21 protein-coding genes are annotated in these 26,574 nt (G+C 73.1%); 16 read left to right on the forward strand and 5 right to left on the reverse strand.

The annotated features are described in order from the left end of the window. Nucleotides 1-94: 94 nt before the first annotated feature. On the forward strand, nucleotides 95-1,093 hold the full coding sequence (locus PS271_RS20855) for a helix-turn-helix transcriptional regulator (RefSeq protein WP_398383686.1): 999 nt from the start codon (nucleotides 95-97) through the stop codon (nucleotides 1,091-1,093). A 13-nt stretch (nucleotides 1,094-1,106) separates the two neighbouring features. Further along, entirely contained in the window at nucleotides 1,107-2,276 is a 1,170-nt protein-coding gene (locus tag PS271_RS20860) for a cysteine desulfurase family protein (RefSeq protein WP_398386967.1), read from the forward strand. Here the strand turns inward: PS271_RS20860 and PS271_RS20865 are convergent. After that, nucleotides 2,269-2,922 carry an N-acetylmuramoyl-L-alanine amidase gene (locus tag PS271_RS20865; protein ID WP_398383688.1) on the reverse strand — a complete coding sequence of 218 codons (654 nt, stop codon included), beginning with the start codon at nucleotides 2,920-2,922 and terminating at the stop codon, nucleotides 2,269-2,271. The genes PS271_RS20860 and PS271_RS20865 overlap by 8 nt on opposite strands. A 308-nt stretch (nucleotides 2,923-3,230) precedes the next feature. Here PS271_RS20865 and mnmA point away from each other — a divergent pair, with 308 nt between their 5' ends. Then, nucleotides 3,231-4,391, forward strand: coding sequence for a tRNA 2-thiouridine(34) synthase MnmA (mnmA, locus tag PS271_RS20870; protein WP_398383690.1), 1,161 nt, complete (start codon nucleotides 3,231-3,233; stop codon nucleotides 4,389-4,391). 28 nt (nucleotides 4,392-4,419) lie between these two features. Here mnmA and PS271_RS20875 read toward each other — a convergent pair whose 3' ends face one another. Next, nucleotides 4,420-5,001: a hypothetical protein gene (locus tag PS271_RS20875; protein WP_398383692.1), complete on the reverse strand. Its 582-nt coding sequence runs from the start codon at nucleotides 4,999-5,001 to the stop codon at nucleotides 4,420-4,422. A 221-nt stretch (nucleotides 5,002-5,222) separates the two neighbouring features. On the opposite strand from PS271_RS20875, the gene PS271_RS20880 reads away from it, so the two are divergent. The 11 genes from PS271_RS20880 to PS271_RS20930 all read left to right on the forward strand — a co-directional run bounded on the left by PS271_RS20880 (nucleotide 5,223) and on the right by PS271_RS20930 (nucleotide 19,469). Beyond that, complete coding sequence (locus tag PS271_RS20880; RefSeq protein ID WP_398383693.1) at nucleotides 5,223-5,762, forward strand: LOG family protein; 540 nt, start codon at nucleotides 5,223-5,225, stop codon at nucleotides 5,760-5,762. Between the two features lie 66 nt (nucleotides 5,763-5,828). Beyond that, the gene (locus PS271_RS20885; RefSeq protein WP_398383695.1) at nucleotides 5,829-6,524 is read left to right on the forward strand and encodes an SDR family oxidoreductase; all 696 of its coding nucleotides are present in this window, start codon (nucleotides 5,829-5,831) and stop codon (nucleotides 6,522-6,524) included. 143 nt (nucleotides 6,525-6,667) lie between these two features. Further along, nucleotides 6,668-7,687 (forward strand): methionine synthase, encoded by a 1,020-nt coding sequence (locus PS271_RS20890; protein ID WP_398386969.1) that lies wholly within the window; start codon nucleotides 6,668-6,670, stop codon nucleotides 7,685-7,687. 32 nt (nucleotides 7,688-7,719) lie between these two features. Then, complete coding sequence (gene ligA / locus PS271_RS20895) at nucleotides 7,720-10,005, forward strand: NAD-dependent DNA ligase LigA (protein WP_398383697.1); 2,286 nt, start codon at nucleotides 7,720-7,722, stop codon at nucleotides 10,003-10,005. 309 nt (nucleotides 10,006-10,314) lie between these two features. Beyond that, nucleotides 10,315-12,411 (forward strand): putative bifunctional diguanylate cyclase/phosphodiesterase, encoded by a 2,097-nt coding sequence (locus PS271_RS20900; RefSeq protein WP_398383700.1) that lies wholly within the window; start codon nucleotides 10,315-10,317, stop codon nucleotides 12,409-12,411. A gap of 265 nt (nucleotides 12,412-12,676) precedes the next feature. Beyond that, nucleotides 12,677-12,973 (forward strand): Asp-tRNA(Asn)/Glu-tRNA(Gln) amidotransferase subunit GatC, encoded by a 297-nt coding sequence (gene gatC / locus PS271_RS20905; protein ID WP_030368121.1) that lies wholly within the window; start codon nucleotides 12,677-12,679, stop codon nucleotides 12,971-12,973. Between the two features lie 6 nt (nucleotides 12,974-12,979). Continuing rightward, entirely contained in the window at nucleotides 12,980-14,479 is a 1,500-nt protein-coding gene (gene gatA, locus PS271_RS20910) for an Asp-tRNA(Asn)/Glu-tRNA(Gln) amidotransferase subunit GatA (RefSeq protein ID WP_398383702.1), read from the forward strand. Beyond that, entirely contained in the window at nucleotides 14,476-14,736 is a 261-nt protein-coding gene (locus PS271_RS20915) for a hypothetical protein (RefSeq protein ID WP_398383703.1), read from the forward strand. Before gatA ends, PS271_RS20915 begins: the two co-directional genes overlap by 4 nt. Nucleotides 14,737-14,762: 26 nt before the next feature. Further along, a complete protein-coding gene (gene gatB, locus PS271_RS20920; RefSeq protein ID WP_398383704.1) occupies nucleotides 14,763-16,271 on the forward strand; it encodes an Asp-tRNA(Asn)/Glu-tRNA(Gln) amidotransferase subunit GatB in 1,509 nt (502 codons plus the stop codon). 185 nt (nucleotides 16,272-16,456) lie between these two features. Next, on the forward strand, nucleotides 16,457-17,044 hold the full coding sequence (locus PS271_RS20925; RefSeq protein ID WP_398383706.1) for an AMIN-like domain-containing (lipo)protein: 588 nt from the start codon (nucleotides 16,457-16,459) through the stop codon (nucleotides 17,042-17,044). A gap of 205 nt (nucleotides 17,045-17,249) precedes the next feature. After that, a complete protein-coding gene (locus PS271_RS20930) occupies nucleotides 17,250-19,469 on the forward strand; it encodes an MMPL family transporter (protein WP_398383707.1) in 2,220 nt (739 codons plus the stop codon). Here PS271_RS20930 and PS271_RS20935 read toward each other — a convergent pair. The 3 genes from PS271_RS20935 to PS271_RS20945 form a co-directional block, all read right to left on the reverse strand. Further along, on the reverse strand, nucleotides 19,432-19,611 hold the full coding sequence (locus PS271_RS20935; RefSeq protein ID WP_398383709.1) for a DUF6191 domain-containing protein: 180 nt from the start codon (nucleotides 19,609-19,611) through the stop codon (nucleotides 19,432-19,434). The two genes, PS271_RS20930 and PS271_RS20935, sit on opposite strands and share 38 nt — an antisense overlap. Before the next feature lie 77 nt (nucleotides 19,612-19,688). Further along, the gene (locus tag PS271_RS20940; RefSeq protein WP_398383710.1) at nucleotides 19,689-20,867 is read right to left on the reverse strand and encodes a PQQ-dependent sugar dehydrogenase; all 1,179 of its coding nucleotides are present in this window, start codon (nucleotides 20,865-20,867) and stop codon (nucleotides 19,689-19,691) included. A gap of 299 nt (nucleotides 20,868-21,166) precedes the next feature. Beyond that, nucleotides 21,167-22,159: an aldo/keto reductase gene (locus PS271_RS20945; RefSeq protein ID WP_398383712.1), complete on the reverse strand. Its 993-nt coding sequence runs from the start codon at nucleotides 22,157-22,159 to the stop codon at nucleotides 21,167-21,169. A gap of 74 nt (nucleotides 22,160-22,233) precedes the next feature. Between PS271_RS20945 and PS271_RS20950 the strand changes: the two genes are divergently transcribed. Then, nucleotides 22,234-23,196 (forward strand): 2-hydroxyacid dehydrogenase, encoded by a 963-nt coding sequence (locus PS271_RS20950; RefSeq protein ID WP_398383714.1) that lies wholly within the window; start codon nucleotides 22,234-22,236, stop codon nucleotides 23,194-23,196. Between the two features lie 322 nt (nucleotides 23,197-23,518). Beyond that, complete coding sequence (locus PS271_RS20955; RefSeq protein WP_398383716.1) at nucleotides 23,519-26,407, forward strand: putative bifunctional diguanylate cyclase/phosphodiesterase; 2,889 nt, start codon at nucleotides 23,519-23,521, stop codon at nucleotides 26,405-26,407. Nucleotides 26,408-26,574 lie beyond the last annotated feature (167 nt).

The raw sequence follows: 26,574 nt of genomic DNA on the forward strand, positions 1-26,574 counted from the left end.
AGGAGAGATCCGTTGGGAGAACACGCAGAGCATCCCGCCATAACCTGACAACGGCCGTCAGGTTTTCCCCACCCCCGCAGGCGATCCTTGAGCGGTGAAATCCGACCGCCTGCTGTCGATCCTCCTGCTCCTCCAGACCCGCGGCCGCGTGCCCGCCCGCGAGCTGGCCGACCGCCTGGAGGTGTCCGTCCGCACCGTCTACCGCGACGTCGAGTCCCTGTCCGCCGCCGGCGTGCCCGTCTACGCCGAGCGCGGCCGGCACGGCGGCATAGCGCTGCTGCCCGGCTACCGCACGGACGTCACGGGCCTCACCGCCGACGAAGCCCGCGCCCTGTTCGTCCTCGCCACCCGGAGCACGCTCGCCGACCTCGGCCTCGACGGCGCCCTCGGCTCCGCCCTGCGCAAGGTCATGGCCGCCCTGCCCGCCCCGCACCGCCCCGCCGCCGAAGCCACCAGCCGCCGCATCCTCGTCGACCCCGTCCGCTGGCTGGGCGGCCCCGCACCGGCCCCTGCCGTCGACGTCGGCGCACTGCAGACCGCCGTCTTCGCCGACCGGCGGCTGCGCCTGCGCTACCGGCACGGCGGCCAGGAACACACCCGTACGTACACCGTCGACCCCTACGGCCTCGTCGCCAAGGCCGGCGTCTGGTACCTCGTCGCCGACCGGCGGGCCCGCCCGCAGCTCTTCCGCGCCGACCGCATGGCCGCCGTGACCGTCACCGCGGACGCCGTGCGGCGCCGGGCCGGCGTCGAACTCGCCGACGCCTGGGAGCTCCTCCGGCGCGAGGTCGAACAGCGGCCCGCGGACGTGCGCGTGACGGCCGCCGTACGGCGCTCCCGGCTCGACCTGTTCCTGCGCTTCCTCGGTTCCGCCGTCGCGGCCCCGCCCTCCGCCGGCGACCCCGCCACCGTCGAACTCCTCTTCACCGACCCCCGCGCCGCCCGCACCCTGCTGGCCTTCGGCCCCGACGTCGAGGTCCTCTCCCCGGAGGAGGTCCGCGCGGACCTGGCGGAGGCGGCCGCGGCGACCGCGGAACTGTACGGACGGCCCCGGGCCGGAACGCCCGGTACGGTTCCGGACCCGGCCTCGTAGAATCGTGCCCACCATGGCCTACCTCGACCACGCCGCCACCACCCCGATGCTCCCGGAGGCGGTGCAGGCGATGACCGCCCAGCTCGCCCTCACCGGAAACGCCTCCTCGCTGCACGCCGCCGGGCGGCGGGCGCGCCGCACCGTCGAGGAGGCGCGCGAGTCCCTCGCCGCGGCGCTCGGCGCGCGCCCCAGCGAAGTCGTGTTCACCGCGGGCGGCACCGAAGCCGACAACCTCGCCGTCAAGGGGCTGTACTGGGCGCGCCGCGCCGCCGACCCCGCCCGTACGCGCGTCCTCACCAGCCCCGTCGAGCACCACGCCGTGCTGGACGCCGTCGACTGGCTCGCCACCCACGAGGGCGCGACCGTCGAGTACCTCCCCGTCGACTCCCACGGGCGGGTCCACCCCGACGCGCTGCGCGAGGCCATAGCCCGCCGGCCCGGGGACGTCGCCCTGGCCACGGTGATGTGGGCCAACAACGAGATCGGCACCGTCATGCCGGTGCGCGAACTCGCCGCGGTTGCCGCCGAGTTCGGCGTGCCCCTGCACGCGGACGCCGTCCAGGCCGTCGGGCAGCTGGACGTCGGCTTCGCCGACTCGGGGCTCGCCGCCATGACGGTCAGCGGGCACAAGATCGGCGGGCCGTACGGGATCGGCGCGCTGCTCCTGGGCCGCCAGTACGCGCCCGTGCCGCTGCTCCACGGCGGCGGCCAGGAGCGCCACGTGCGCTCCGGCACGCTCGACGTGCCCGCGGTCGCCGCCTTCGCCGTCGCCGGCGAGCTCGCCGCCGCCCGGCGCGCGGACTTCGCCCGCGAGGTCGGTGCCCTGCGCGACGAGCTGATCGCCGGGGTGCGGGCCGCCGTCCCCGACGCCGTCCTGGGCGGCGACCCCGACCCGGCCGGCCGGCTGCCCGCCAACGCGCACTTCTCCTTCCCCGGGTGCGAGGGCGACTCCCTGCTGCTCCTCCTCGACGCCCAGGGCATCGAGTGCTCCACGGGCTCCGCGTGCACGGCGGGCGTGGCCCAGCCGAGCCACGTCGTCCTCGCCACGGGCACCGACGCGGACCTGGCCCGCGGCACGCTCCGCTTCTCCCTGGGGCACACGTCCACGGCGGCGGACGTGGCGGCCGTGGTGGACGCGATCGGCCCCGTGGTGGAGCGGGCGCGCACGGCGGGCCTCAGCTAGCGGCTGCTTCCTTTGCGAGCGTGACGAGCCGCAGGTAGCGCTCCCAGTCCCAGTGGGGGCCGGGGTCGGTGTGATCCGTCCCCGGCACCTCGGAGTGGGCGACGATGTGCGTGCGGTCCACGGGGATCCCGTACCGGGCGCAGATGTCCGCCGTGAGGCGCGCCGAGGCGGTGTACATGGCGTCCGTGAAGCCGGCGGGGCGGTCCACGTAGCCCTCGTGCTCGATGCCGATGCTGCGCTCGTTGAAGGCGCGGTTCCCGGAGTGGAAGGCCACGTCCAGCTCGCGGACGGTCTGCGCGACGTGCCCGTCCTTGCGGACGACGTAGTGCGCGGCGGCCTCGTGCAGGGGGTCGCGGAAGACGCGGAGGGCGTCGTCGTAGCCGCCCTGGACGACGTGGACGACGACGCGGTCGACGTCGTAGTCGTCCGGCCGCGACGCGCGCCGCCAGTTCGCGGACGAGGCGGCGGCCCACTCGGCGCCGGCGTGGTCGACCGCTCCGTCCGTACGGGGTCTCTCCCGCCCGGAAACCCGCCACCACCAGCGCCGGACCTCGTCCCGCCCGGCGTACCCGGCGGTGCCGGCCCCCACGACGATCCCGGCCCCGCCGACCAGCACCCGCCGCCGGGAAATCCGCTCCGCGCCCATCCCACCCCCGAGTGCCGTGTCCCCTCCCCACCCCAACGCTCACGATCCGGCCCCCGGTTCCGCCCCGTGACCACCGCAGGCCGGCCAGGCACCGCCGGTCCGGCGAATTCCTTCCGCCGCAGCGGCGCGCAACCAGGACGGCGTTCTCCGGCGGTGCCGGACGGCCTGATGGCGGCTGGGCGCCGCCGGATAGGACCGTGGGGGTGTCCCGCCGTCGCGGCGGGAGAAGATCGCCGGGCCCCGTCGTACGGGCACCCCCGGAAACCCGGACGCCACGACGCCGGTCGCCCCCGTACCCTGGAAGGGTTATGACTGACTTCCCCGGTGCTCCCGACCTCAACGCCCCCCGCAAGGGGCTCCGCGTGCTCGCCGCCATGTCCGGCGGTGTCGACTCCGCCGTCGCCGCGGCCCGCGCCGCCGAGGCCGGGCACGACGTGACCGGCGTGCACCTCGCGCTGTCCGCGAACCCGCAGTCGTTCCGGACGGGCGCCCGCGGCTGCTGCACGATCGAGGACTCCCGCGACGCCCGCCGCGCCGCGGACGTGATCGGCATCCCGTTCTACTGCTGGGATCTGGCGGAACGCTTCCGCGAGGACGTCGTGGAGGACTTCGTCGCCGAGTACGAGGCGGGCCGCACGCCCAACCCCTGCCTCCGCTGCAACGAGAAGATCAAGTTCGCGGCGCTGCTCGACAAGGCGCTCGCGCTCGGCTTCGACGCGGTGTGCACGGGCCACTACGCCACGGTCCTCGTCAACGAGGACGGCACGCGCGAGCTGCACCGCGCCAGCGACATGGCCAAGGACCAGTCCTACGTCCTCGGCGTGCTGGACGACCGGCAGCTCGCCCACGCGATGTTCCCGCTGGGCGACACGGTCACCACGAAGGACGAGATCCGCGCGGAGGCGGAGCGCCGCGGCCTGGCCGTGGCGAAGAAGCCGGACAGCCACGACATCTGCTTCATCGCCGACGGCGACACCCGCGGCTTCCTGGCGAAGCGCCTCGGCAAGGCCGACGGTGACATCGTCGACGAGACCGGCGCGAAGGTGGGCACGCACGAGGGCGCGTACGGCTTCACGATCGGCCAGCGCAAGGGCCTGCGCATCGGCCACCCCGCCCCGGACGGCAAGCCGCGCTACGTCCTGGACATCTCGCCGGTGAACAACACCGTGACGGTGGGCCCGGTGGAGGCGCTGGACGTCGCCGCCCTGACCGCCATCCGCCCCCGCTGGTGCGGCGCGGCCCCGCAGGGCCCCGGCACGTACACCGCCCAGCTGCGCGCCCACGGCGGCGAGACCGAGGTGACGGCCGAGCTCGTCGGCGACGAGCTGCGGGTGGCCTTCGCGGAGCCGGTCCGCGGCGTGGCCCCGGGCCAGGCGATCGTGCTGTACGACGGCACGCGCGTGGTCGGCTCGGCCACGATCGCCACGACCGAACGCGCGCGGGCCGCGCAGGCGGCGCAGAGCGCCTGACCCGCACGGCCCGTTCCGGCGGCGCTCGCTACGACTTGGTGCGCGTCACGTTGTTGACCTCGCACTTGCCGCTGACGCTGGTGCCCGCCTTCGGCACGTACACCTGGGAGACGTCCTGCGTCTCGGTCTTGCCGGGACCGACGTAGGGGATGGTGCGGTTGCGGGTGCCGATGAGGGTGCCGTTCGCGTCGGTGAACTTCACCGAGAACGCGTAGGTGTTGTTGTCCGTCAGGCTGGGGTTGGTGACGGAGATCTTCGCGGTGATGCCGCGGGCGTCGCTGTAGTCACAGCTGACGATCTTCAGGTCGCGGGAGGCGTTCGCGCTGCTGCCGCCGGTGATGCCGCCCGAGGTGGTCGTGCCGCTGGTCGTGGACCCGCTGGTGGTGCTGCCCGTGCTGCCGGTGCTGCCACCCGTGGTGAGGCCGCCGTCCGTGCTGGTAGAGCCGCCGCTCGTGCCGCCCGTCGTCGTGGTGCCGCCCGAGGTGGAGCTGCTGCTGTGGTGGCTGGAACTGCCGCCGCTGCAGCTGCCGCCGTGATGCCCGCGGGCTCCGGTCAGGGCGACGACGGCGATTCCGAAGACGGCGGCCGCGCGGACATGACGAAGCTTCACTGGAAAATTCCCCCGATGAATTGGCTGGAAACAGCGCCTGTTGACGCCCGGCTGACGAGTGCACGTCACGCTAACAGCGCGCTTACAAGGCGCCAAACCAGCCTGCTCCCTGTGACGAACCCGCAGCCGAACGGGGCCGTAACAGGGACAGGAAGAGGCGGGAAAGGGGCCGAAAACAGCCCACAGCAGCCCGTGCGGTACGACCCCGTACGGTGGCGTTCATGAACATCGCCGTCTTCTGCTCCGCCGCCGACCTCGACGCCCGCTACACCGCCCCCGCCCGTGAGTTCGCCGAACTCATCGGCCGCGGCGGGCACACGCTCGTGTGGGGCGGCTCGGAGTCGGGCCTGATGAAGGTCATGGCCGACGGCGTGCAGGAGAGCGGCGGCCGGCTGGTCGGCGTGTCGGTCGAGTTCCTCGCCGCGCGGGCACGCGCGAACGCCGACGAGATGGTCGTCACCCGCGACCTCGCCGAGCGCAAGGCGCAGTTGCTCGCGCGCGCCGACGCCGTCGTCGTCATGGTGGGCGGCACCGGCACGCTGGACGAGGCGACGGAGATCCTGGAGCTGAAGAAGCACGGCATCCACGACAAGCCCGTCGTCCTGCTCAACACGGCCGGCTTCTACGACGGCCTCAAGGCGCAGTTCCAGCGCATGGAGGACGAGGGCTTCCTGCCCCTGCCGCTGACCGCCCTCGTCTTCTTCGCCGAGGACGGGCTGGGCGCGATGGCGTACCTGGAGGAGTCCGCGGGCCTGAGCTAGCCGCACGCGCCCGCCCGCGGACCCGCGCTGCTGCACCCGCCCCCGCCGTAAGGCAAGCTGGCTCCCATGGCAACACATCTGATCACCGGGGCCGGCTCCGGCATCGGGGCGGCGGTCGCGCGCCGGCTCCTCGGCCGGGGCGATGAGGTCCACCTCTTCGCGCGCGACGCGGGCCGGGCCAGGGAGCTGGCCGCGGAGTTCCCCGGCGCCCACACGCTCGTGGCCGACCTGGCCAGCCCGGACCGGCTCTCCTGGGCCCTCGACAAGCAGTCGCTGCCGGACCGCGTCGACACGCTCCTGCACATCGCGGGCGTCGTCGAACTCGGCTCCGTCGGCGAGCTGACGCCCAAGACATGGAACAGCACCCTCGCCGCCAACCTGGTCTCCCCGGCGGAGCTGACCCGGCTGTTCCTGCCGCAGCTGCGCGTGACGAAGGGCCACGTCCTCTTCGTCAACTCCGGCGCCGGCCTCAACGCCCACGCCACGTGGGGCGCGTACGCCGCGAGCAAGCACGGCCTGAAGGCGCTCGCGGACTCGCTGCGCGCCGAGGAGCACGCGGCCGGCGTGCGCGTCACCAGCGTCTACCCGGGCCGCACCGCGACCCCGATGCAGGCGAAGGTGCACCAGCAGGAGGGCAAGCCGTACGACCCGTCGCGGTGGATCGACCCGGAGTCCGTCGCGACGACGATCCTGCTCGCGATCGACCTCCCGCGTGACGCGGAGATCAACGACCTGACGGTCCGGCCGGGCGCACAGGCCTGAGGCCGGTCCGCCGTACGCCCCTGGAGCGCTGAGCCCCGGGGGCGTCCGCGCCGCCCCGCCGGCCTGCGCAGGGGCCCTCACGCGCCCCGTAGGCTTCCTGCGTGAGCGACAAGAGCAACAACGAGCAGGGGCCCGGCAGCAGCCTGCCGGCAGCGGGGAAGAGCTGGGGCACCGGGGCGGCCACCGGCATCGGGTCGATGCCCGGGGGCGACGCCCGTGAGGCCGCGAAGACCGTCACCGGGTCCCTGGAGGCCCTGCCGTACCTGCCGGAGCTGCCCGCCCGCGGCCCCGGCGCCGACATGACCGGGCGCACCACCGGCCTCCTGGTCGACGTCTACGCGCACGTCGAGCCCAGCGGATGGCGCATCAGCGACCGGCCCGGGCGCGACACCAAGCGCGCCCGCTCGTGGCTGGGCGAGGACCTGGACGCCCTGGAGGAGTACACCCAGGGCTACGAGGGCGCGCTCAAGGTCTCGGCCGTCGGCCCCTGGACCCTCGCGGCGGCCCTGGAGCTGCGCGGCGGCGAGGCCGCGCTCGGCGACGCCGGCGCCTGCCGCGACCTCGCCGCCTCCCTCGCCGAAGGCCTGCGCAACCACCTCGCCGACGTGCGGCGGCGGGTGCCCGGCGCGCGGATCGTGCTCCAGCTGGACGAGCCGTCCCTGACCGCCGTCCTCACCGGCCGGGTGCGCACCGCCAGCGGCTACCGCACCTACCGGGCCGTCGACCGCGCCGTCGTCGAAGGCGCCCTGCGCGACCTCGTCACCATGGCCCGCGAAGCCACCGGCCAGGCGCCCGTCGTCCACACCTGCGCCCCCGGCGTGCCCTTCGCGCTGCTGCGCCGGGCCGGCTTCCAGGGCATCTCGTTCGATTTCTCGCTCTTCACCGAGCGTGAGGAAGAAGCGGTGGGAGAGGCGGTCGAGGCGGGTACGGCACTCTTCATGGGCGTGGTGCCCGGCACGGACGGCCCGTTGTCAGACCCTGCCGGTAGCGTCATGGGTGTCAGGACGCTGTGGCGCAGGCTGGGGCTGGCACCGGGGACCCTTGCGGAGTCCGTGGTCGTCACGCCCTCGTGCGGTCTCGCGGGCGCTTCGCCCGCATATGCCCGCGCGGCCCTCGCCCACTGCGTCCGGGCGGCGAAATCACTCGCAGACAACCCTGAGTGACGGCGCTCATGGATCAACGGGAGGACGAGACGGTGGCTGTCGAACAGCAGGGCGGACGGCAGGGCGGACAGCAGGGCGAAGAGCTCACGGCGGGCTCCTCCGTGCCCGCACCCGCACGGGAGAAGCACGCGCTGCTGGCCGAGCAGATCGAGGAGCACCGCTTCCGGTATTACGTCAAGGACGCCCCCGTCATCAGCGACGCCGCGTTCGACAAGCTGCTGCGCTCGCTGGAGGCCCTGGAGGAGGAGCACCCCGAGCTCCGCACGCCCGACTCGCCCACCCAGAAGGTCGCCGGCGCGTACGAAACGGAGTTCACGGCGGTAGAGCACCGCGAGCGCATGCTCTCCCTCGACAACGCCTTCGACGACGAGGAGCTCGCCGCCTGGGCCGAGCGCATCGCCAAGGACATCGGCGGCGGCACCCCGTACCACTTCCTGTGCGAGCTCAAGGTCGACGGCCTCGCCGTCAACCTCACCTACGAGCACGGCCGCCTCACCCGCGCCGCCACCCGCGGCGACGGCCGCACCGGCGAGGACATCACGCCCAACGTCCGCACGATCGCCGAGATCCCCGACCGCCTCGAAGGCGACCGCATCCCGGCCCTCGTCGAGGTCCGCGGCGAGGTCTACTTCCCCATGGAGAAGTTCGAGGAGCTCAACGCCGGCCTGGTGGCGGCCGGCAAGCCCCCCTTCGCCAACCCGCGCAACGCCGCCGCCGGCTCGCTGCGCCAGAAGGACCCGCGCGTCACCGCCACCCGGCCGCTGCACATGGTCGTCCACGGCGTCGGCGCGCGCGAGGGCTTCGAGATCGCCCGCCAGTCCCAGGCGTACGAACTGCTGCGCGAGTGGGGGCTGCCGACGGCGGCGCACGCCTCGGTCGTCGATGACCTGGCGGCCGTCCGGAAGTTCATCGCCCACTACGGCAATCCCGACGTGCGCCACTCCATGGAGCACGAGATCGACGGCGTCGTCGTCAAGCTCGACGAGATCCCCCTGCAAGGCCGCCTCGGCTCCACCTCCCGGGCCCCCCGCTGGGCCATTGCCTGGAAGTACGCCCCGGAGGAGGTCAACACCAAGCTGGTCGACATCCGCGTGGGCGTCGGCCGCACGGGCCGCGTCACGCCGTACGCCGTGGTCGAGCCCGTCACCGTCGCCGGCTCCGAGGTCGAGTTCGCCACCCTGCACAACCAGGAGGTCGTCAAGGCCAAGGGCGTCCTCATCGGCGACACCGTCGTGCTGCGCAAGGCCGGCGACGTCATCCCCGAGATCCTCGGCCCCGTGGTGGACCTCCGCGACGGCACGGAGCGCGAGTTCGTGATGCCCGCCGAGTGCCCCGAGTGCGGCACGGAGCTGCGGCCCATGAAGGAGGGCGACATCGACCTCCGCTGCCCCAACGCCCGCTCCTGCCCCGCCCAGATCCGCGAGCGCCTCTTCTACCTCGCCGGCCGCAAGAGCCTCGACATCGAGAACCTCGGCTACGTCGCCGCCACCGCGCTCACCCAGCCGCTGGAGCCCGCCGAGCCGCCCCTGAAGAACGAGGGCGACCTGTTCGGCATGACCATCGAACAGCTGCTGCCCATCAAGTCCTACGTGGTGGACCCCGACTCCGGCCTGCCCAAGCGCGACCCGGAGACGGGCGAGCCGAAGGTCGTCACCTTCTTCGCCAACCAGAAGGGCGAGCCGAAGAAGAACGCCCTCGCCATGCTGGCCAACATCGAGGCGGCCAAGCAGCGGCCGCTCGCCCGCATCCTCACCGGGCTGTCGATCCGGCACGTGGGACCCGTCGCCTCGGTCGCCCTCGCCCGCGAGTTCCGCTCGATCGACCGGATCGCGGAGGCGAGCGAGGAGGAGCTGGCCGCGGTCGACGGCGTCGGCGCGATCGTCGCCGCCGCCGTCAAGGAGTGGTTCGCCGAGGACTGGCGCCGCGAGATCATCGAGAAGTGGCGGGCCGCCGGCGTCCGCATGGAGGAGGAGGCCGCCGAGGACGAGGGCCCGCGCCCGCTCGTCGGCCTCACCGTCGTCGTCACCGGCACCCTCTCCGCGTACACCCGCGACGGCGCCAAGGAAGCCCTCCAGAGCCGCGGCGCCAAGGTCACCGGCTCGGTGTCGAAGAAGACGGACTTCGTCGTCGTCGGCGACAACCCCGGCTCCAAGTTCGACAAGGCCATGCAGCTGAAGGTGCCCGTCCTGGAAGAGGACGGCTTCGCCGTGCTCCTCGCCGAAGGGCCCGACGCCGCACGCGAAGCGGCCGTTCCGCAAGAGGGCGCGGGAGCGGCCGGGGGCGCGGGCGAGGAGACGAGCGCCGATAGCGAGGCGTAGCGGACGGGGGGTGCGGGTAGCCCCTTCGCACCCCCTCCGTACCCCCTTCGTCACCCCCGCCGCCACCCGCCCCACGCGGAGCGGCACCGCCACCGGAAGGCAGGTCCGCACACCGGTCGCCACCCCAGCGGAGTAATGCCCGCATAGTCAGTGGGCATTACCCCTACAGCGCATACCAGATGGCTACAAGAGGCCGGATCCCCATCGGACAACCGCTGCCGATCGCTGCCCGCCGTAGCCTTCTGCGGCCTACTGTTGAGATGTGCGCCTGCCGTGGCGCGGGCACCGCCGGCTGTGAGAGGGACGGGCATGAAACCCACCGACAGCGCCGAACCGGCATCCCGGCTGCGCCGGGTTCCTCCGCCCGCGCTGCCGACGGTCTGCGTCACCGTGGCGGCGGTCTCGCTCGCCGCCGGGGTCTGCCGGGTGATCGGCGCGGGCCACGCCGTGTTCCCCGGCCGCGCCGTCGGCTGGTCCCTGGCCGTCCTCACCGGCCTCATCGTCGCCCACCTCGTCGCCCTCGGGCGCGACCGCTGGTGGGGCGGCACCGGCTCAGGAGCCGCCCTCACCCTCGCCGTCCTGCTGCTCTACGGCTGGCTGCCCGCCGTCCTCATCAGCATCGCCGTCGTCCTGCTCGTCGCCACCGCACGCCGCCACCGCTGGCGCCAGGCCTTACTCCACGGTGCGGTCGACATCCTCGGCATCGGCGCCGCCGGCCTCGCCCTCGCCGTCTGCGGCGTCGTCTCCACCGTCGAGAACCCCTGGATGCCCGACGAGTGGCCGCTCACCGCCATCCCCCAAGTGGCCCTCGCCGCCTTCCTCTACCTCGCCGTCACCCGCGCCCTGCTGTGGTACTCCATGGCGCCCCGCGCCGGCCTGAGCACCATCGCCCGCACCGCCCTGGTCCGGCAGGCCCTCGTCGGCGGCGCCCTCCTCGGCATCGCCCCGCTGATCGCCGTCGTCGCCGACCACGCCCCGCTGCTGCTGCCGCTGTTCGCCGTCCCCCTCATCGCCCTCGACTCCACGCTGTGGATCGCCCGCGCCCGCGCCGAGGAGCAGCTGCGCGACCCGCTCACCGGCCTGCCCAACCGCCAGTGGCTCCTGGAGCGCACCTGGAGTGCCCTCGACGAGGCCGAGCGCGCCGGCACCCGCTCCGCGCTCGTCCTCATCGACCTCGACCGCTTCCGCTCCGTCAACGACACCCTCGGCCATCTCGCCGGGGACCGGCTGCTGTTGCAGATAGCCGAACGGCTGCGCCTCGCCCTGCCGCGGGACGCGGAGGCGGCGCGCCTCGGCGGCGACGAGTTCGCGGTCCTGCTGCCCACCGCGGACTCCCTCACCGGCGCCCAGCGCGTGGCCCGTTCACTGGTCGCCGCGCTCGGCTCCCCGCTCGACCTCGACGGGCTCACCCTCGTCCTGGAGGCCAGCGCCGGCGTCGCCGTCTACCCCGACCACGCCCTCGACGCCGAGGGGCTGCTGCGCCGGGCGGACGTCGCCATGTACCAGGCCAAGCGCGACCGCAGCGGCGTCGAGGTCTACGAGGCCCGGCGCGACGGCAACACCCCCGACCGGCTCGGGCTCCTCGGTGATCTGCGGCGCGCGCTCGACGCGGGCGACGTCGAGCTGCACTACCAGCCCAAGGTCGGCTTCGACGGGCACGTCGCGGGGCTGGAGGCGCTGGTGCGCTGGGTCCACCCCGAGCGGGGCCGGGTCTCCCCGGACGAGTTCATCGCGATCGCCGAGTCCTCGGGGCTGATGCCCAGGCTCACCGAGTACGTGCTGGAGACCGCCCTCGCGCAGGTGGCGAAGTGGCGGGCCATGGGCCTGGAGGTGCCGGTCGCCGTCAACGTCTCGCCGCGCGACGTCCACACCCCCGGGTTCGCGGGCTCCGTCGCGGCGCGGCTCGCCCGGCACGGGGTCCCCGCGGGGGCGCTCCAGCTGGAGATAACCGAGCACGTCCTGCTGGAGGACCCGCAGCGGGCCGCGGACACGCTCGCCGGGCTCACGGGGCACGGCGTGAAGATGTCCCTGGACGACTTCGGCACGGGCTATTCGTCGCTGGTCCACCTGCGCCGGCTCCCGGTCAGCGAACTGAAGATCGACCGGTCGTTCGTGGCCCGGCTCGCCATCGACAACGAGGACGCGGAGATCGTCCGCTGCACGCTCGACCTCGCGCACTCGCTGGGCCTGCTCGTCGTCGCCGAGGGCGTCGAGGACGACGAGACCTGGGAGCGCCTGCGGGACCTGGGCTGCGACGCGGTCCAGGGCTGGCTCGTCGCCGCGGCCATGCCGCCGGACGAGACGACGGCCTGGCTCCGCCTCCGCAACGAGTCCGGCTGGCACCGGGAGGCCGACCGCGTGTCCGCGGCGGCGTCCGCCCCCGCGGAGGAGGACGCGGTCACGTAGGGCTGACGGCCGGCCCGGCACCGCCGGTCACGTGGCCGGGGGCTGAGCGCCGCGGCGGCGGGCACTTCTTCCCGCCGCGACGGTGATCAACCCCCACCGGGGAATCCGGCGGTGCCGGACGACCCCGCCCGTGGGGCAGGCCGGCGGGGCCGGAGCGCCCCGGGGCGCAGCCACGGGGAAAGCGTTTAGCAGGCACGGCTCCCGGAGCCATAGGATTGGGCGCACAACCCGCCCAGAATCCGTCACGAACCCTGAGGATCGCCGCATGCCTGGCATCACGCGCGAGGAGGTAGCCCACCTCGCCCGGCTGGCACGTCTGGAGCTCAAGGACGAAGAGCTCGAGCACTTCGCCGGCCAGCTCGACGACATCATCGGCGCGGTCGCCCGCGTCTCCGAGGTCGCCGAGCAGGACGTTCCCCCGACGTCCCACCCGCTGCCGCTGACCAACGTCATGCGCCCGGACGAAGTCCGTCCGTCGCTGACCCCGCAGGAGGCGCTGTCGGGCGCCCCCGCCCAGGAGCAGCAGCGTTTCAAGGTGCCGCAGATCCTGGGGGAGGACTAAACCGTCATGACGGACATCAACATCATCAAGCTCACGGCCGCTGAGATCGCGGAGAAGATCGCCTCGGGCGAGCTCACCGCCGTGCAGGTCACCGAGGCCCACCTGGCCCGCATCGAGGCCGTGGACGAGAAGGTGCACGCCTTCCTCCACGTGGACCGCGAGGGCGCCCTCGCCCAGGCCCGCGAGGTCGACGCCAAGCGCGCCCGCGGCGAGAAGCTCGGCCCGCTGGCCGGCGTCCCGCTCGCGCTGAAGGACATCTTCACCACCAAGGGGATCCCGACCACGGTCGGCTCGAAGATCCTCGAGGGCTGGATCCCGCCGTACGACGCGACGCTCACCAAGCGCCTGAAGGACGCGGACGTCGTCATCCTCGGCAAGACCAACATGGACGAGTTCGCGATGGGCTCCTCCACGGAGAACAGCGCCTACGGCCCGACCGGCAACCCCTGGGACCTCACCAAGATCCCCGGCGGCTCCGGCGGCGGCTCCAGCGCGGCCCTCGCCGCGTACGAGGCCCCGCTCGCCATCGGCACGGACACCGGCGGCTCGATCCGCCAGCCCGCCGCCGTCACCGGCACGGTCGGCGTCAAGCCGACCTACGGCGCGGTCTCCCGCTACGGCATGGTCGCCTTCTCCTCCTCCCTCGACCAGGGCGGCCCCTGCGCCCGTACGGTCCTGGACGCGGCCCTGCTGCACGAGGTCATCGCCGGCCACGACCCGATGGACTCCACGTCCATCGACGCGCCGGTCCCGCCGGTCGTCGAGGCCGCCCGCAACGGCTCCGTCGCCGGCATGCGCGTCGGCGTCGTCAAGCAGTTCCGCGGCGAGGGCTACCAGGCCGGCGTCCTCCAGCGCTTCGACGAGTCCGTCGAGCTGCTGAAGGAGCTGGGCGCCGAGGTCGTCGAGCTGGACTGCCCGTCCTTCGACCTGGCCCTGGCCGCGTACTACCTGATCGCGCCGTCCGAGTGCTCCTCGAACCTGGCCCGCTTCGACGGCCTGCGCTACGGCCTGCGGACCGGCGACGACGGCACCCGCTCGGCCGAGGACGTCACCGCCCTCACCCGCGAGGCCGGCTTCGGCCCCGAGGTCAAGCGCCGCGTCATGCTCGGCACGTACGCGCTCAGCTCGGGCTACTACGACGCCTACTACGGCTCGGCGCAGAAGGTCCGCACGCTCATCACGCGCGACTTCGAGAAGGCGTTCGAGCAGGTCGACGTGATCGTCTCGCCGACCACCCCGACCACCGCCTTCGCGATCGGCGAGCGCGCCGACGACCCGATGGCGATGTACCTCGCGGACCTGTGCACCATCCCGACCAACCTGGCGGGCAACGCGGCCATGTCGCTGCCGTGCGGCCTGGCGCCCGAGGACAACCTGCCGGTCGGTCTGCAGATCATCGCTCCCGCCCTGAAGGACGACCGGCTCTACAAGGTCGGTGCCGCGGTCGAGGCCGCGTTCACCGAGCGCTGGGGCCACCACCTGATCGAGGAGGCACCGTCGCTGTGAGCACCGAAGTGAGCAAGGCGAGCGCGCTGAAGAAGGCCAAGGGCTTCAAGAAGTCCAAGCCCGGCACGTACCTGTCCATCGGCACGACGCTGTTCGGCGCCGTGAGCGTCATCAAGCAGGCGAAGAAGGCGCGCGGCGAGCAGGACACGCTCCAGCTGGTCGACGCGATCGTCTCCGCCGCCGCCATCGCCACCGGCGTCGCGCTGCTCGTGCGCGAACTGCGCCGGATGAGCAGCGACGACGTCCTCGCGGACTGAGCCAGGACCTGAGAGGTTAGTTTTCCGTGACCGTCACTGAACTGGTGTCGTACGAGGACGCGCTGGCTTCCTACGACCCCGTCATGGGCCTGGAGGTCCATGTCGAGCTCGGCACCAAGACGAAGATGTTCTGCGGCTGCTCCACGGAGCTGGGCGCGGACCCCAACACCCAGACCTGCCCGGTCTGCCTCGGCATGCCCGGCGCCCTGCCCGTGGTCAACGCCATCGGCGTCGAGTCCGCCATCAAGATCGGTCTCGCGCTGAACTGCGAGATCGCCGAGTGGTGCCGCTTCGCCCGGAAGAACTACTTCTATCCGGACATGCCGAAGAACTTCCAGACCTCCCAGTACGACGAGCCGATCGCCTTCAACGGCTACCTCGACGTGCAGCTGGAGGACGGCGAGGTCTTCCGCGTGCAGATCGAGCGCGCCCACATGGAGGAGGACACCGGCAAGTCCACGCACGTGGGCGGTGCCACCGGCCGCATCCACGGCGCCCAGCACTCCCTGCTGGACTACAACCGCGCCGGCATCCCGCTCATCGAGATCGTCACCAAGCCGATCGAGGGCGCGGGCGAGCGGGCCCCCGAGGTCGCCAAGGCGTACGTCGCCGAGCTCCGCGAGCTCATCAAGGCGCTGGGCGTCTCCGAGGCCCGGATGGAGATGGGCCAGATGCGCTGCGACGTGAACCTGTCGCTGCGCCCGGACGGCACCGAGAAGTTCGGCACCCGCTCCGAGACCAAGAACGTCAACTCGCTGCGCTCCGTCGAGCGCGCGGTGCGCTTCGAGGTCCAGCGGCACGCCTCCGTCCTCTCGGCCGGCGGCACGATCGTGCAGGAGACCCGCCACTTCCACGAGGAGGACGGGTCGACCACGTCCGGCCGCATCAAGGAAGAGGCCGAGGACTACCGCTACTTCCCCGAGCCGGACCTGGTGCCGGTGGCCCCCTCCCGGGAGTGGGTCGAGGAGCTGCGCGGGACCCTGCCCGAGCTGCCGCGCGTGCGCCGCAACCGGCTGCGCGAGGAGTGGGGCATCACCGAGCACGACATGCAGTCGATCCTCAACGCGGGCGCGGTCGACCTGATCACCGCCACCGTCGAGGCCGGTGCCGACTCCGCCGCCGCCCGCAAGTGGTGGATGGGCGAGCTGGCCCGTAGCGCCAACGAGTCCGGTACGGACCTCGCGGCGCTGCCGATCACCCCGGCGCAGGTCGCCCGGGTGGCGGCGCTCGTCGCCGAGGGCTCGCTCAACGACAAGCTGGCCCGCCAGGTCATCGAGGGCGTGCTCGCGGGCGAGGGCGGCCCGGACGAGGTCGTCGAGAAGCGCGGCCTGAAGGTCGTCTCCGACGACAGCGCCCTGGGTGCTGCCGTGGACGAGGCCATCGCGGCCAACGCGGGCATCGCGGACAAGATCCGTGCCGGCAAGGTCGCCGCGGCGGGTGCCCTGGTCGGCGCGGTCATGAAGGCCACGCGCGGCCAGGCCGACGCGGCCCGGGTCCGGGAGCTCATCCTGGAGCGCCTCGGCGTCGAGGGCTGACCTTCCGCTTCGTGCCTGACGATTCATGGCCGCCCCTTTTCTGAGGGGCGGCCATTGTCTGTCCGGAATTGGGTCGAGAATGGCTGGTTTCTTGCCCTCTATGGCCTTCGTGGCCCCCGTCCGGCATGATCCCGCATGCGGGCGGGCCCACCCTGTGCCCGCCACCGAGGTATGGGGGTTGGCACATGAGACGGCTGAGCAGAGCACTGGCGGCGGTCACGCTGGCGGGCGCCGGCCTGCTGGCGACGACGGTCCCGGCCGGCGCGGCGACCGAGCGGCCCGGACCGGCGGCCGCGGCGAAGTGCGAGGCGGGCTGGGGGAGCCTGACCAAGACGGCCGCGACCTCGGCCTACAAGCCGCTCCTGGACATCAGGGCCGGCGCGCACGAGTGCTTCGACCGCCTGGTCTTCGACGTCCAGGGCATCGGCGACCACCGCATCGGCTACCGCGTGGAGTACGTGGACCAGCTGCGCCAGGACGGCTCGGGCGACCCGATCCCCGTCTCCGGCGGAGCGGTCCTGGCCATCCGCGTGTCCGCCCCGAGCTATGACCCGAGCACCGCCGAGCCGCGCTACCCCGGCCACGCCGGGCAGCCGCTGACCGGCGTGGACCTCACCGGCTTCAGGACCTTCCAGGACACCCGCTTCGCCAGCAGCTTCGAGGGCGAGACCCTCGTCGGCGTCGGCGTCCGCGCGCGGCTTCCCTTCCGCGTCTTCCAGGAGCGCAACCGCATCGTCGTGGACGTCGCCCACAGCTGGCAGGCCCCGAGCTGAGCGGCCGCCCGCACCCCCGTGTGGGGTGGGCCACAAAGCGGACAATCGATCTTTTCCGGCTGTCACAGTGGGTCGGCAAGGGGCCCCTCCGCACCGTCTGCACCCGGTGCGTCCCGGGGGCCCCGAGCCCAGTAGCCCCAAGCGCTCGGAACAGCACGGGTCAGCATCCCGGCGGGATCGACGCGATACCCGGGAAGCAGCCCGTATGACCTCACTCGCCCGGTGGTGCCTGCGCCGCCGCTCCGCCGTCATCGTGCTGTGGCTCGTCGCCCTCGCGGGCACCGCGGCCGCCGCCCTGCTCAGCGGCCCGGCCTACTCCAACGACTACGCCGTGCCCGGCACCGAAGCGGCCCGCGCGAGCGCCCTCCTGGACGCCGGTTTCCCCGGCCAGGGCGGCGACGACACCATCGTCTGGCACACCGGCAGCGGCACCGTGCGCGCGGCCGCCGTCGAGCAGCGCATGACCGAGGTCCTGCACGAGGTGGCCGCGCTCCCCGGCGTCGAGGCGGTCAGCGGCCCGTACAGCGGCCCCGACGGCGCCACCCGGATCAGCGGCGACGGGCACACCGCGTACGCCTCCCTCACCTTCACGGACGCCGGCGGCCCCGGCAAGGAGCTCGCCCGCAAGGTCGTCGACACGGCGCGCTCCGCGGCGGACGGCAACCTCCAGGTCGCCCTCGGCGGCACCGGCGTCGACGGCGCGGAGAGCAAGGGCGGGCACCTCAGCGAGATCATCGGCATCGCCGTGGCCGCCGTCGTCCTCTTCGTCGTCTTCGGCTCGCTGGCCGCGAGCCTGCTGCCGATCGCCACCGCCCTCGTGAGCGTCGGCACCGCCGCCATGGGCACCCAGCTGCTCGGCCACGTCATGAACGTCGCCGACTTCGCGCCCATGCTCGGCACCCTCATCGGCCTCGGCGTGGGCATCGACTACGCCCTCTTCATCGTCACCCGGCACCGCAAGGGCCTGCGGGCCGGCCTGCCCGTGGCCGTCGCGGCCGAACGGGCCGTGGCCACCACCGGCCGCGCCGTCGTCTTCGCGGGCGGCACCGTGTGCGTCGCCCTGCTCGGCATGCTCATCCTGCGGCTGAGCTTCCTCAACGGCGTCGCCGTCGCCGCCTCGCTCACCGTCGTCCTCACCGTCGCCGCGTCCGTCACCCTGCTGCCCGCGCTCCTCGGCGTCATCGGCCACCGCGCCCTCGGCCGCCGCGAGCGCCGCCGTCTCGCGGCCGGCGGGCCCGGCCCCGAGCAGCCCACCGGGCCCGCCGCCCGCTGGTCCGCGTTCGTCGAGCGCCACCCGAAGCTCCTGGGCGCCGTGGCGGCCGCCGTCATGCTCGTCCTCGCGCTGCCCACGTTCTCCCTCCACCTGGGCACCTCCGACCAGGGCACCGGCCCGGCCACGTCCACGACGCGGCAGGCCTACGACATGCTCGGCCGCGGCTTCGGCCCCGGCGTCAACGGGCCCCTGACGCTCGTGGCAGACCTGGACAGCGCCGCCGACCGGCTCGCCTTCACCAAGCTCCCGGACGCCCTGCGGCACACCGAGGGCGTCGCCGCCGCCTCGCCCGCCGAGGTGAACGCCAGCGGCGACACGGGCGTCATCAGCGTCGTCCCCACCACGTCCCCGCAGTCGCGCGCCACCAGCGACCTCGTGGACCGGCTGCGCGGCACCGTGCTGCCCAAGGCGACCGCCGGCACCGGCGTGGACGTCCACGTGGGCGGCATGACCGCGAGCTACGACGACTTCGCCGCGATCATCCTCGGCAAGCTGCCGCTCTTCGTCGGCACCGTCGTCGGCCTGGGCTGCGTGCTGCTCCTGCTGGCCTTCCGCAGCATCGGCATCCCGCTGAAGGCCGCGGTCATGAACATCGCCGCCGTCGCCTCGTCCTTCGGCGTGGTCGTCGCCATGTTCCAGTGGGGCTGGGGGGCCGGGTTCCTCGGCCTCGGCGGCGCCGGGCCGATAGAGCCCTTCCTGCCCGTCGTCATGGTCTCCGTGCTCTTCGGGCTGTCCATGGACTACCAGGTCTTCCTGGTCAGCCGGATGTACGAGGAGTGGCTGGCCACGCGCGACAACTGCCGTGCGGTACGGGTCGGGCTTGCCGAGACCAGCCGCGTCATCAACTCCGCGGCAGTGATCATGATCTCGGTCTTCCTGGCCTTCGTGCTCAGCGGCGACCGCGTCATCGCGATGTTCGGCATCGGGCTCGCCGCGGCCGTCGCCCTCGACGCCTTCGTGCTGCGCACGCTGCTGGTGCCGGCCCTCATGCACATGCTGGGCGGCGCCAACTGGTGGCTGCCGGCGTGGCTGGACCGCCGCCTGCCGCGGATCAGCATCGAGCCGCCGGAGCCGCTGGACGCGGAGCCGGAGCCGCTGCCGGAGCTCGTCGAGGTCAGTCCCGAGCGGAGCCTTGCCGGGGCGGGCGTATGAGCACGCAGCCCGAGTCGAGGTCGACCGGGCCGCGGGCGGGGTCGGAGTCCCCGGTGTCCTCACGGGTGAGTTCGAGGCGCTTCTGCTCCTCGTGAGCGTGCTTCCGGCCCGGTGCGAACATCTCCTCGAACACGTTGAACATCTCAACTCCCGTCGCCGCACTGTCCGTCCAGCATAGGCGGGCGGATGTATGGTCCACGGAAGCGTGGTGCACGGTGTTCAGCTCACTTCGAGCCGCAGAATGCGGTCGTCCTCCGCGCCCGGCTTCCCGCGCCCGTCCGTGTTGCTCGTCGTCAGCCACAGCCCCCCGTCGTCCGTGGCGAGCACCGTGCGCAGCCGCCCGTACTCGCCCTTGAGGAACGCCTGCGGTGCGGCCACCGGCCTCGTGCCGTCCAGCGGGATCCGCCACAGGCGCTCGCCGCGCAGCCCCGCCATCCACAGCGAGCCCTTGGCGTACGCGAGGCCGCTGGGGGAGGCGTCGGCGGTCTTCCACTGCTCGACGGGGTCGGTGAAGCCGGACCGGCCCGCCGTGCCCTCGGCGACGGGCCAGCCGTAGTTGCCGCCCGGCCGGATGAGGTTGAGCTCGTCCCAGGTGTCCTGGCCGAACTCCGACGCCCACAGGCGCTTGCCCGCGTCCCACGCCAGGCCCTGCACGTTGCGGTGGCCGGAGGAGTAGACCACCGAGTCCGCCTCGGGGTTGCCGTACGCGGGGCGGCCGTCCGGCGTCATACGAAGGATCTTCCCCCCGAGCGACGTCCGGTCCTGGGCGGGCTCGCGCTGCCCGGCCTCGCCCGTGCCGGCGTAGAGCATCCGGTCCGGGCCGAAGGCGAGGCGCCCGCCGTTGTGGACCGTGCCCTTGGGGATGCCCCGGAGCACCGTGTCGGGCGCGCCCAGCCGCTGGCCCGCGGGCTTGCCCTCGTCGTAGCGCAGGCGGGCGATGCGGTTGTCCGAGTCGGTGGTGAAGTACGCGTACACCAGCCGGTCGGTGGAGAAGCCGGGGGAGACCGCGAGGCCCAGCAGGCCGCCCTCGCCGCCCTTGACGACGCCGGGCACCTCGCCGACCTCGGTCTGCGCGCCGTCCTTGGCGGCCACCCGGACGATTTTTCCCGTGTCGCGGGAGCCGGCCAGCAGATCACCGCCGGGCAGCGCGGCGAGGCCCCACGGCGTGCCGAGCTTCGTGGTGAGCGTCCGGACGACCTTGACCGAACCGGTGGCCGGTGCGGGGGACGCCTGCGGCGCGCCCGAAGACGCCCCCGTGCCGGGAGACTTGGCCGACGACCCCTGCCGCGGCCCCTCGCCCGGGAAGCCGTCTTCACTCGAACAGCCGGCGAGCGCCAGAAGCGTGGCGGAGATCAGCGCGGCGGCGCCGCCGGTACGGGCACGGGAACGTCGTCGCACGGTGCGGATCCTCTCGCGGGGCGCGGTTGGCTATCCGGCACTGTGCCATACCGGGGCGACGGAGCGGCCGGCTCTTCGGCCTGTGAAGTGCCCGCGCGACTTCATGCCGCCGCCACGGCGGGAAACCACCGCGGCGAGGGCCCGGCGGAATGCGCACCGTGCGCAACCCGTAAACCCGCAGGGCCCCGGAACGGTGCCGCGCCGCGCCGACGGCGCAACCCGTACGCCCGCAGGGCCCGGCCGGAACGGCGGCGCGCACCCCGTACGCCCGCAGGAATCCGCCGGAACGGCATCACGCGTCAGTCCCAGGACCCTTGCGCCCGCGGCAGCCCCGCTATCTCCGCGAAGTCCTCCGGCGTCAGCCGCAACCGCGCCGCCGCGGCGTTCTGCACCGCCCACACCGGCTTCTTCGTGCCCGGCACGGGTATGACGTGCCGGCCCTGGGCCAGCACCCACGCCAGGGCGACCTGCGCGGCCGTCGCGTCGTGCCGCAGCGCGACCCGCCGCAGCCCCGCCACGATCGGCTGGTTGGCGGCCATCATCTCCGCGGTGAAGCGCGGGTGGCGGGCCCGCAGGTCCTGCGGTTCGAAGCCCTGCCCGGGCGTCAGCGTGCCGCTGAGGAAGCCGTTCCCCAGCGGCATGGCGGCCAGCAGGCCGACCCCGCGGGAGGCGCACCACGGCACCAGCGCGTCGAGCGCGTCCCTGGACCACACCGACAACTCCGCCTGCACACAGCTCACCGGGAACACCTGCTGCACCCGTTCGAGCTGCCGTATCGTCGCGTCGTACAGCCCGGCGCGCGACCTGCGGCGCGTACGGGCGCCGATCGCGCACCAGCCGAGCGCCCGCACCTTGCCCGCGGAGACCAGCTCCGCCATCGCCCCCCAGGTCTCCTCCACCGGCACCTCGGGGTCCGGCCGGTGCAGCTGGTAGACGTCGATGACGTCGGTCTGCAACCGGCGCAGCGAGGCGTCGCACGCGCGCTTCACGTACCCCGGGCGGCCGTTGGCGACGACGTGGCTGTCGCCCACCAGCAGCCCGCACTTGGTGGAGACGAACGCCTCGGACCGCCTCTCCCGCAGCACCCGCCCCACCAGCAACTCGTTGGTGAACGGCCCGTACATGTCGGCGGTGTCCAGCAGGGACGTTCCTGCGTCGAGCGCCGCGTGCACCGTGCGCAGCGCGGTCTCGCCGCTCTGCTGGGAGGCGGTGTATCCCCAGTGCATGGGCATGCACCCCAGGCCGATCGCGCCCGCTTCGAGCGCCGTCGCACCGATATTCCTGCGCTCCACCGGCCGTACCCCTCCCGTTCCTCGCCCCCAAAGCTAACCTCTGCCGCCCCGGCCCGATCGCATAGCCTCCAGGCATGAGTGCAGATGACAGCGGTTCCGCCCGCCCCCTGGTCTGGCTGCCCTTTCCCGCCGAGCGGATCGAGGGACTGCCGGAGACCCTCGACTACGCCTTCTGGGACGGCGGCCCCGACTACCCCACCGACCCCGCGCGCTGCGACTTCTACGCCGTCCCCTACCGCACCGACCCCGAGCTGTGCACCCGGCCGCTGGCCGCCATGACGCGCGTACGGGTCGTGCAGGCGCTCACCGCGGGCGTGGACCACCTGCTGCCCGCCGTGGAGCACCTGCCGAAGGGCGCCGTGCTGTGCAACGCCCGCGGGCTGCACGACGCGAGCACCGCCGAGCTGGCCCTGGCCCTCATCCTCGCCTCGCTGCGCGACATCCCCGGCTTCGTGCGCGCGCAGGACGCGGGGGAGTGGCGGCAGGGCTTCCGGCCGGCGCTGGCCGACAAGTCGGTGCTCATTGTGGGTTACGGTTCGATCGGCAGCGCCATTGAAGACCGGCTCGCGCCCTTCGAGTGCGCGCGGGTCACACGCGTCGCGCGCTCCGCGCGGGAGGCCGCGCGCGGTCCCGTGCACCCGATCGCCGCCCTGCCCGGCTTGCTCCCCGACGCCGACGTCGTGGTGCTCGCCGCGCCGCTGACCGAGGAGACCCGCGGGCTCGTCAACGCCGGTTTCCTGGCCAGGATGAAGGACGGCGCCCTGCTGGTGAACGTCGCGCGCGGTCCCATCGTGGACACCAAGGCCCTCCTGGCCGAACTGGACGCAGGTCGGCTGCGTGCCGCCCTGGATGTCACGGACCCCGAACCGCTGCCGCCGGGCCACCCGCTGTGGAGCGCTCCGGGGGTGCTCATCACCCCCCATGTGGGTGGCCCCTCTTCGGCCTTCCTGCCGCGCGCCGAGCGGCTGCTCCGCGATCAGCTGGCCAGATTCGCTCTGGACGCCCCACTGCAAAATGTCGTAGTCGCCGCCCGCTAGTTACCACGTAGAGGTACCGTTCGACTGCACTCAGTGTCCATAACCCCGTGGCTGATTACGCTATGTATATGAGCTATGTCCCTGAGTGACGAGTCTGGTGTATCGTCCGGACGGGGGCTGCGGCGTGCACGGGAACGGCCGCAGCGAGGACCGGAACTCGAGGGGGGCGACGGGCGATGCACGGCCAATGGACGATCAACCCGACGCGGCTCACGCACCGACCACGACCACGCGGTGCCCGGCACCGCACACCGCGCCCGCACTGCGCGGCGACTCCGCTCCAGCGGCTCCGACGGCTTCCGCTGCTGCGGACGGCGGCGCGGTGAGCGCCCCAGGAGCGGCCCTGCCGCGCCCGTCCGGCGGCTCGGGCCCGGTCTCCCAGCTCCTCCTGGCCCTCGTCTGCGGCGGCTATGCCACCGGCGCGGCCTTCGGCTGGGGATCGAGCGAGCTCGCCTCCGCCATGGGCGACTTCGGCCTCGGCGGGGCCGCCGTGCTCGCCGCCGTCTCCTGCTTCTGGTACGGGCGCACGCACCGCACGCGGTTCCGCCTCGCGTGGTTCCTCTTCGCGGCGTCCTCCGCCATGGCAGGACTGGGCAACGTTGTCTGGGGCTGGTACGAGGTCGTCCTCGACGCCCGCGTCCCGACGCCCTCCATCGCCGACTTCTGCTTCCTGCTCTTCGCGCCGCCGGCCATCATCGGCCTGCTGGTCCTCGCCCGCCGCCCCGTCACCCGGGCCGGCTGGGTGTGCCTGGCCCTCGACGCGTGGCTCACCGGCGGCTCGCTGCTCACGCTCTCCTGGAGCCTGGCGCTCGCGCACACCGCCCACTTCGAGGGCGAGAGCGTCGCCCACGCCGCGCTGTCCCTGGCCTATCCGCTGCTGGACATCGCCCTGGTGTCCATGGTGCTGGCGCTGCACTTCCGGCGCTCCACGGCCAACCGCTCGGCCATCAACACCGCCATCGCGGCCCTCGCCCTGACGGTCCTGTGCGACGCCCTGTTCACCTCACCGCTGCTGCGCTCGCACTACCGCTCGGGCCAGATCCTCGACGCCGGCTGGTTCGCGGGCTACATGCTCATGGCGTACGCGCCCTGGGTCGCCCGCGAGGAGGGCGACGACGTCCCGGCCCGGCACCCGCACCACCCCAGCCGTCCCATCGCCGGCTCCCTCGCGGCCCTGACGCCGTATCTGGCCGCCGCGGTGTGCACCCTGGGCATCCTCTACAACGTCCTGGACGGCCACCAGGTCGACAAAGTCGTCCTGTTCACCGGCTGCACGGTCGTCCTGGCCCTGGTCATCCGCCAGGGCATCATGCTGCTGGACAACATCTCCCTCACCCAGGAACTGGCCCAGAAGGAGAACCACTTCCGCTCCCTGGTCCAGGGCTCCAGCGACGTCATCATGATCGCCGCGCCCACGGGCATACTGCGCTACGTCAGCCCGGCCGCCGCGGGGGTCTACGGCCGCGAGGCCGAGGACCTCGTCGGCTCCGAACTGGCCTCGCTGATCCACCCGGAGGACCTCGGCAGAGTCGTCCACGAGGTGCGCCGCTTCCTCGCCGCGCCGCCCGCCGAGGAGCCCACCACCCGCATCGAATGCCGCTTCCGCTCGGGCGGCGGCGAGTGGCTCAACGTGGAGTCCACCGTCAACCGCCACCACGGCGGCCTGATCTTCAACAGCCGCGACGTCACCGAGCGCGTCCGCCTGCAGGCCCAGCTCCAGCACACCGCCGAGCACGACCCGCTCACCGACCTGCCCAACCGCGCCCTGTTCACCAAGCGCGTCCAGCAGGCCCTCACCGGCCGCAGAGCGACCGACGCGGGCACCGCCGTGCTCTTCATCGACCTCGACGGCTTCAAGGCGGTGAACGACAGCGTCGGCCACCAAGCCGGCGACGAGCTGCTCGTGCAGGCGGCCCGTCGCCTCCAGGACTCCGTCCGCGCGGGCGACTCCACGGCCCGCTTCGGAGGCGACGAGTTCGCGGCGCTCATCATCGGCGACGGCACCCGCGACCCGGCCGCCCGCGAGTACCGCATCCACGAGATCGCCGACCGGCTGCGGGTCACCCTCTCCCAGCCCTACCGCGTGGAAGGAGGCACCGAGGTCCGCGTCGCCGCCAGCATCGGCGTGGCCTTCGCCGAGCCCGGCATCACCCCGGGCGAGCTGATGCGCAACGCCGACCTCGCGATGTACCGCGCCAAGCAGGCCGGCAAGGGCCGCGTCGAGCTCTACGCACCGCAGATGCAGGCCGACGTGGTCCGCCGCGCCGAGCTCGCCACCCGGCTGCGCACCGCCCTGCACGAAGGCGAGTTCGCCCTGCTCCACCAGCCCGTCGTGGACCTGGGCACGGGCATGGTCACCGCGGTCGCCGCACAGCCCCGCTGGCGCTCCGCCCAGGGAATACTGTTCACCCCTGCGGAGTATCTCCGCGTCGCCGAGAACGACCGGGGGGACGAGGCCTCCCGCATCGCCGAGCTCGGCCGCTGGACGGTGGAGAAGGCCGTCGAGCAGGCCGCCCAGCGCTGCCGCGCGGGCCACGCCGTCCCGGTGTACGTGCGGCTGTCCGCCGCCCGGCTGATGGACAGGTCGCTTCCCGCCAAGAACCTGGAGGGGCTGCTGATCCGGCACGGACTGCCCTCCGGGGCGCTCGTCCTGGAGCTGTCCGGAAGCGACCCCCGGGTGCCGCTCGACGAGCTGGAGCGGCGGCTCGCCGCCCTCCGCCGGATGGGCGTGCGCATCGCCCTCGACGGCTTCGGCAGCGGCTATGCCGCGATCAGCGCCCTGCGCCGGCTGCCCATCGACACCCTCAAGCTCGACCGGGGGCTGGTCGACGGCGTCGTGGAGTCCGCCCGGCTGCACAAGATCACCGCCGGGCTGCTGAGGATCGCCACCGACCTGGGCATGCAGTCGGTGGCCGACGGCGTCGACGTCCCCGAGCAGGCGCTCGCCCTGCGCGCCATGGGCTGCACCCACGCGCTGGGCGCCGCCTTCTCCGGCCCGCTCGACGAGCACCGGCTGCGGCACGCACTGAGCCTCGGGGCGTATCCCGTGCCGGGCCCGTCCGTGGATGGCGCACATGCATGGGCCTGTGGCGGCGCCCTGCCCGCAGGAGCAGTACCGTCCGGTACGCGATCGGGGTCCGCGGGGGGCGCCGGATCGCTGGCCCATGCTCCATTGCGCTCAAATAATGAGACGCCCGTCCCACCCACTTGACACTTCGCTGGTGGCGGGTGGAGGGTCGGTCCCATGCGCACCCGAATTCTCGTACTTGGACAGCGCGTCGGCTGAAGCAGGCCTTCCACACAAGCCCTGCTGACCACACCGGCGCGCTCCCCTCGCTTGCCTCACGGCACGAGGGGTTTTTTGTTGCACTAGAACGT

Source organism: Streptomyces sp. SCA2-17 (assembly GCF_044336695.1).

Coding starts and splice junctions, on each gene's coding strand:
- PS271_RS20925 (WP_398383706.1), top strand. CDS start 16,457: ATGAGACGGCTGAGCAGAGCACTGGCGGCGGTCACGCTGGCGGGCGCC.
- mnmA (WP_398383690.1), top strand. CDS start 3,231: ATGACTGACTTCCCCGGTGCTCCCGACCTCAACGCCCCCCGCAAGGGG.
- PS271_RS20930 (WP_398383707.1), top strand. CDS start 17,250: ATGACCTCACTCGCCCGGTGGTGCCTGCGCCGCCGCTCCGCCGTCATC.
- PS271_RS20935 (WP_398383709.1), bottom strand. CDS start 19,611: ATGTTCAACGTGTTCGAGGAGATGTTCGCACCGGGCCGGAAGCACGCT.
- PS271_RS20865 (WP_398383688.1), bottom strand. CDS start 2,922: ATGGGCGCGGAGCGGATTTCCCGGCGGCGGGTGCTGGTCGGCGGGGCC.
- PS271_RS20860 (WP_398386967.1), top strand. CDS start 1,107: ATGGCCTACCTCGACCACGCCGCCACCACCCCGATGCTCCCGGAGGCG.
- PS271_RS20880 (WP_398383693.1), top strand. CDS start 5,223: ATGAACATCGCCGTCTTCTGCTCCGCCGCCGACCTCGACGCCCGCTAC.
- PS271_RS20900 (WP_398383700.1), top strand. CDS start 10,315: ATGAAACCCACCGACAGCGCCGAACCGGCATCCCGGCTGCGCCGGGTT.
- PS271_RS20885 (WP_398383695.1), top strand. CDS start 5,829: ATGGCAACACATCTGATCACCGGGGCCGGCTCCGGCATCGGGGCGGCG.
- gatC (WP_030368121.1), top strand. CDS start 12,677: ATGCCTGGCATCACGCGCGAGGAGGTAGCCCACCTCGCCCGGCTGGCA.
- gatA (WP_398383702.1), top strand. CDS start 12,980: ATGACGGACATCAACATCATCAAGCTCACGGCCGCTGAGATCGCGGAG.
- PS271_RS20950 (WP_398383714.1), top strand. CDS start 22,234: ATGAGTGCAGATGACAGCGGTTCCGCCCGCCCCCTGGTCTGGCTGCCC.